Origin of the sequence: Nocardia violaceofusca NBRC 14427, assembly GCF_963869435.1 — a bacterium.
Lineage (GTDB): Bacteria > Actinomycetota > Actinomycetes > Mycobacteriales > Mycobacteriaceae > Nocardia > Nocardia aobensis.
Genome location: NZ_CAWMPM010000075.1, coordinates 1 through 884 on the forward strand (window position 1 = coordinate 1; position 884 = coordinate 884).

Annotated in this window: 1 protein-coding gene; it reads left to right on the top strand. The window is 67.5% G+C overall.

The features are described from left to right. Nucleotides 1-884: PucR family transcriptional regulator (locus AC5592_RS34375; protein WP_063066586.1), on the top strand; the 884-nt coding region annotated here is incomplete at both ends.

Consider the following 884-nt stretch of genomic DNA (forward strand, 5'->3'; position numbering starts at 1 on the left):
GCCGCCGACGCGGAACCCACCCTCACCCTCACCCACACCGACTACACCAACCTCCTCCAAGGCGCCAAACTCCTCGTCGAAATCCTCGACACCATGACCACCGCCGTCTCCGGCGCCTACGTCCGCGAACTCCGCGCCGTCGTCTCCGAACACCACAACGCCGTCCACACCCTCACCTCAGCACTCCTCGGCGGCCACCCCACCAGCACCATGGCCCGCGAATGCGGCATCGAAATCGCCGACAACTACCACATCCTCGCCCTCCACATCCCCCCACACCCCGACCAAGCCAACCCCCACCTCGACCCCACCATCATCGCCCGCCGCAAACTCCGCCGCCTCCAAGCCGCCCTCGCCACCACCACCCACACCACCACCCTCTCCCTCCTCTCCACCGACGGCGGCACCCTCCTCATCCCCACCACCACACCCACCGACCTCGACACCCTCATCACCCACCTCTCCCACGCCGCCCGCGTCCCCATCACCGCCACCACCACAACCACACCCACCACCGACATCCCCACCGCCACCGACCAAACCCACCAACTCCTCGACATGGTCACCCGCCTCCAATCCATCCCCGGCCTCTACCGCTTCGACGACCTCGCCCTCGAATACCAACTCACCCGCCCCGGCCCCGGACGCGACCACCTCGGCACCCTCCTCAACCCCCTCGACCACCACCCCGAACTCCTCACCACCCTCCAAACCCACATCGCCAACAACCTCAACCGCCAACGCACCGCCCGACTCCTCCACGTCCACACCAACACCGTCGACTACCGCCTCAAACGCATCGCCCAACTCACCGGCTTCGACCCCACCCAAGCCAGCGGACTCTGGTACCTCCGCAGCGCCCTCGTCGCCCGCACCTACACCAC